Annotated in this window: 4 protein-coding genes; 3 read left to right on the plus strand and 1 reads right to left on the minus strand. The window is 61.2% G+C overall.

Annotation, left to right across the window (positions count from 1 at the left end; translation table 11 throughout):
* Nucleotides 1-72: 72 nt before the first annotated feature.
* Nucleotides 73-2,292, minus strand: a complete 2,220-nt coding sequence (locus PMI23_RS16410; RefSeq protein WP_007909401.1) for a primosomal protein N' — start codon at nucleotides 2,290-2,292, stop codon at nucleotides 73-75.
* A gap of 288 nt (nucleotides 2,293-2,580) precedes the next feature.
* On the opposite strand from PMI23_RS16410, the gene rpmE reads away from it, so the two are divergent.
* The 3 genes from rpmE to PMI23_RS16425 all read left to right on the plus strand — a co-directional run bounded on the left by rpmE (nucleotide 2,581) and on the right by PMI23_RS16425 (nucleotide 5,075).
* A complete protein-coding gene (gene rpmE, locus PMI23_RS16415; RefSeq protein WP_007909403.1) occupies nucleotides 2,581-2,808 on the plus strand; it encodes a 50S ribosomal protein L31 in 228 nt (75 codons plus the stop codon).
* A gap of 14 nt (nucleotides 2,809-2,822) precedes the next feature.
* Complete coding sequence (locus PMI23_RS16420) at nucleotides 2,823-3,623, plus strand: thermonuclease family protein (RefSeq protein ID WP_007909405.1); 801 nt, start codon at nucleotides 2,823-2,825, stop codon at nucleotides 3,621-3,623.
* Nucleotides 3,624-3,806: 183 nt separating this feature from the next.
* Nucleotides 3,807-5,075, plus strand: coding sequence for a malic enzyme-like NAD(P)-binding protein (locus tag PMI23_RS16425; protein WP_007909407.1), 1,269 nt, complete (start codon nucleotides 3,807-3,809; stop codon nucleotides 5,073-5,075).
* Nucleotides 5,076-5,285: the final 210 nt, after the last annotated feature.

The raw sequence follows: 5,285 nt of genomic DNA on the forward strand, positions 1-5,285 counted from the left end.
GCCTGCGGCAGCTCCTACACGGCGATAGGCATTTTCCTGTAGGAGCTGCCGAAGGCTGCGATCTTTTGATCTTCAATACAAATCGACGGGGTCGACATCCAGCGACCAGCGCACCGCGCGCCCGCTCGGCATCTGCTCCAGCGCCAGTAGCCAACTGGCCAGCAACCGATGCAACGGTGCCCGCGCTGTCGCCTGCAACAACAACTGCGCGCGATAACGTCCGGCGCGGCGTTCCATCGGCGCCGGCACCGGCCCGAGCAGTTCTATGCCGGTCAAATTTTGCTCAGCCAGCAAACGCTCGGCCTCGCTGCACGCCTCATCGAGAAAGCCCTCCGCCTGCCCCGGCTTGTGCGCTTCGGCACGCAACAACGCCAGATGCGCAAACGGCGGCAGGCCGGCGGCGCGACGCTCGCTCAGAGCCTGTTCGGCGAAGGCGAAATAACCCTGTTCGGTAAGTTGTACTAATAAAGGATGGTCGGCGAGGTGGGTCTGGATGATCACCTTGCCCGGCTCTTCGGCTCGCCCGGCACGGCCGGCGACTTGCACGATCAACTGCGCCATCCGTTCGCTGGCGCGGAAGTCGCCGGAGAACAGGCCGCCGTCAGCATCCAGAATCGACACCAGCGTCACCCGTGGAAAATGGTGCCCCTTGGCCAACATCTGCGTGCCGACCAGGATGCACGGCTGACCTTTCTGAATCGTCGCGAACAGTTGATTCATCGCGTCCTTGCGCGACGTGCTGTCACGGTCGACGCGCAGTACCGGGTAATCGGGAAACAGAATCGCCAGACGTTCCTCGGCACGCTCGGTGCCGGCGCCGACCGGGCGCAGATCGACCTTGTTGCACTTCGGGCACTGGCGCGGGGTGCGTTCGACGTAGCCACAGTGGTGGCAGCGCAGTTCGCCGTAGCGTTGGTGCACGGTCATCCGCGCATCGCAACGCGAACACTCGGACATCCAGCCGCAGTCGTGGCAGAGCAGCGTCGGCGCGAAACCGCGACGGTTGAGGAACACCAGTACTTGTTGGCCGTTGGCGAGCGTCTGGCCGATGGCTTGCTGCATCGGCCCGGAAATACCGCTGTCCAGTGGACGGCTTTTTACATCCAGACGCAGGAAACGCGGCTGCTTGGCGCCGCCGGCACGTTCATTCAGGCGTAGGAGACCGTAACGGCCGGTGTAGGCGTTGTGCAGACTTTCCAGCGATGGCGTGGCTGAACCGAGCACGATCGGGATGTTTTCCTGCCGTGCGCGCACCAGCGCCAGATCGCGGGCGTGGTAACGCAAACCTTCCTGCTGTTTATAAGAGCCGTCGTGCTCTTCGTCGATGATGATCAGCCCGGGGTTTTTCATCGGCGTGAACAGCGCCGAACGCGTGCCGATAATAATGTCGGCCTCGCCATCGCGCGCTGCGAGCCAGGCTTCGAGGCGCTCGCGGTCATTGACTGCCGAGTGCAGCAGGGCGATGCGCGCATTGAAACGCTGCTCGAAGCGCGCCAGGGTCTGCGGGCCGAGGTTGATCTCCGGGATCAGCACCAGCGCCTGTTTGCCGGCTTCGAGGGTTTCACGGATCAGTTGCAAATAGACTTCGGTCTTGCCGCTGCCGGTGACCCCGGCGAGCAGAAAGGCGTGATAACTGTCGAAACCGGCGCGAATTGCTTCATACGCGGCGCGCTGCTCGGTGTTCAGCGGCAATTCCGGTTGCGCCAGCCAATGCTCATGGCGCACGCCGGGTGCATGGCGGCGGATTTCCACTTGCACCAGATTTTTCGCCAGCAATAGATCGAGGCTGTCCTTGCTCAGCATCAGTTTGCTCAGCAACTGATGGGCGACGCCATGTGGATGCTGGGCCAGCGTCGCCAGTGCTTCACGCTGGCGCGGGGCGCGGGCAATGCGCGGATCATCAAGGCTGGCGCCAGGCACGATCGACCAGAAACGTTCCTGCCGGGCCTCGGCCAGCTCACCCTGGCGCAGCAGTACCGGCAGTGCCCAGCTCAGGGTGTCGCCGAGGCTGTGCTGATAATACTGTGATGTCCACAGGCACAGCTTGAACAGCGCCGGTGGCAGCGGCGCGGTGGCATCGAGCAGGGCCAGCGCCGGTTTGAGTTTCTCCACCGGCACTTCGCTGGTGTCGGTGACCTCGACCAGAATCCCGATCATCTCGCGCCGACCGAACGGCACCCGCAAGCGCATGCCCGGCTGCAATTGCTCGCGCAGCACGCCGGCCGGCGCCCGGTAATCGAACAGGCGGCGCAAGGGCGAAGGCAGGGCGAGGCGCAGAATGGCATCGGGCACGCGGGGGGATCTCGATCAACAGGCGATTAAAAGGACTGCGTACATAACCTGTGGGAGCGAGCCTGCTCGCGAAAGCAGTGTGTCAGGCGACGAAGATGCTGGCAGATAGATCGTCTTCGCGAGCAGGCTCGCTCCCACAGCGGTAGTGCAATGGGCCGGGAGCCTAGCAGACGGTCGGTCTCGGTGACAGCTTGCGTGTTTGAAAAGGTCTGGTAGAATCCGCGGCCTAATTACGTGCGGTATTCAACAATAGTGTTGGGTGGCGGCACGCTAGCTGAGGAAGACACCATGAAAGCTGATATTCACCCGAATTACCCAGTCATCGCTGTTACCTGCAGCTGTGGCAACAAGTTCGAAACCCGTTCGACTTTCGGCAAAGCTCTGCCAATCGACGTGTGCAACGAATGCCACCCGTTCTACACCGGTAAGCAGAAGACTCTGGACACCGGTGGTCGCGTTCAGAAGTTCGCAGACCGTTTCGGTGCTTTCGGCAAGAAACCTGCTGCTGCAGAGTAAGGTTGAAGGGCCCGGTGGGCTTTTCCTCGTTGCTGAAAAAGGCGTCCCTCGCGGGCGCCTTTTTTGTGTCCGCGATTTGGCTGTCCGGCGCGCAAGCCTATTGCCCGGCGCCGACTGGATTGACCAGCGTTACGGTGCAGCGCGTGGTCGATGGCGACACCTTGCGTTTGAGCGACGGCCGCAGCGTGCGGATGATCGGCCTCAACACGCCTGAGCTGGGCAAGCAGGGCCGCAGCGATGAACCTTTCGCGGTGGCGGCACGCAAGCGCCTGCAAGCGCTGGTCGATGCCAGCGGCGGACGTGTCGGCTTGCTCCCCGGCACGCAAGCCAAAGACCACTATGGGCGTACGCTCGCGCATATTTACAGTGCCAGCGGCGCCAATCTCGAAGCGCAAATGCTCGCCGATGGCCTCGGTTATCAGGTCGCCGTTGCGCCGAATGTCGATCTTGTTGCCTGTCAGCAAGCCGCCGAACGCAGTGCGCGAAAGGCCGGGCTGGGCCTCTGGCGGCAGTCACCTGTACTGAAAGCGGCGCAGATTCAACGCTTGGGTTTCGCCGTGATCAGTGGGCGTGTGAGCAAGGTTCAGCGCAATCGCGGTGGAATTTGGATCGAGTTGCAGGACGCGCTTGTGTTGCGCGTTGCACCCAATCTGGTCGGACAATTCGACAATGCCCGTTTGCTGGCGCTCAAAGGCAAGCAAATTGAGGCTCGCGGCTGGATCGTCGATCGTTCGCGGCGCGCTGGGCTGCAATCCGGTCAGTCACGTTGGTTGCTTCCGCTGACGGATCCTTCAATGTTGCAAACGCCGCACTGAAGAAAAATTGTAGACATTTTTTCTGTCGATTGTGAACAGTCAAGCCCTTGTGCGCCGTGGCTCTTGGCCCAAAGTCGTAGGGCAGGGCGCTTGACAGGGGTGACCGCTCAGTCTTGTGGGGACTTTGCGAGGCGCGTATCCTCGCTGACCAGTCTGTCCAACAGTAAAAAGCGGAATGCCAAAATGTCTGATCTGAAAACTGCCGCTCTCGAATATCATGCCAATCCTCGTCCAGGGAAGCTGAGTGTCGAGCTCACCAAGGCCACTGCTACCGCTCGCGACTTGTCGCTGGCCTACAGCCCCGGCGTAGCTGAACCAGTGCGTGAGATCGCTCGCGATCCTGAACTGGCCTACAAATACACCGGCAAGGGCAACCTGGTTGCAGTCATTTCCGATGGCACCGCGATTCTCGGCCTGGGCAACCTCGGCCCATTGGCTTCCAAGCCAGTGATGGAAGGTAAAGGCGTACTGTTCAAGCGCTTCGCCGGCATCGACGTTTTCGACATCGAAGTCGACTCCGAAAGCCCGCAAGCCTTCATCGACACCGTAAAACGCATCTCCATCACCTTCGGTGGCATCAACCTGGAAGACATCAAGGCGCCAGAGTGCTTTGAGATCGAACGTGCTCTGATCGAGCAGTGCGACATTCCGGTATTCCACGATGACCAGCACGGCACCGCGATCGTGACCGCTGCGGGCATGATCAACGCTCTGGAAATCGCTGGCAAAACCCTGCCGGACGCGAAAATCGTCTGCCTGGGCGCCGGTGCTGCCGCCATCTCCTGCATGAAACTGCTGGTGAGCATGGGCGCACGCATCGAAAACATCTTCATGGTTGATCGTACCGGCGTGATCCACTCCGGCCGTGACGACCTGAACCAGTACAAAGCCGTGTTCGCTCACGCCACCGACAAGCGCACCCTGGCTGACGCACTGGCAGGCGCTGACGTGTTCGTCGGTCTGTCCGGCCCGAACCTGCTGAGCGCTGAAGGCCTGCTGTCGATGGCGGCCAACCCGATCGTGTTCGCCTGCTCGAACCCGGATCCGGAAATCTCCCCGGAGCTGGCGCACGCCACCCGTAGCGACGTGATCATGGCCACCGGCCGTTCGGACTACCCGAACCAGGTCAACAACGTACTGGGCTTCCCGTTCATCTTCCGTGGTGCCCTGGACGTTCGCGCCAAGCGCATCAACGAAGAAATGAAAGTGGCTGCGGCCAACGCCCTGCGTGAACTGGCCAAGCTGCCGGTTCCACAGGACGTGTGCGATGCCTACGGCGGTGCTCCGCTGGAATTCGGCCGTGAGTACATCATTCCGAAGCCAATGGACAAGCGCCTGATCACCCTGATCTCCGACGCTGTGGCCAAAGCTGCGATCGAGACCGGTGTGGCGACCCTGCCGTATCCGAAGAACTACCCGCTGAAAAGCGTGGATGACGTGTTCAACGGTTAATTCGTTGTAGCACTTCAAACAGAAGCCCCGGCTCGTGAGAGTCGGGGTTTTTTATTGCCCGAAGATCAAGAGCCCCCTCTCCCTGAGGGAGAGGGGGCTGACCGTGGAAGATTCGCGAGATACACCGACCTGAAAGTGCATTAGCGCCTATGGATTCAGCACAGCACGTTCAGGTCGGCATCACTCACCAGCATCCCCCAATCAGTCCCC

Source organism: Pseudomonas sp. GM24 (assembly GCF_000282235.1).
Classification (GTDB): Bacteria; Pseudomonadota; Gammaproteobacteria; order Pseudomonadales; family Pseudomonadaceae; genus Aquipseudomonas.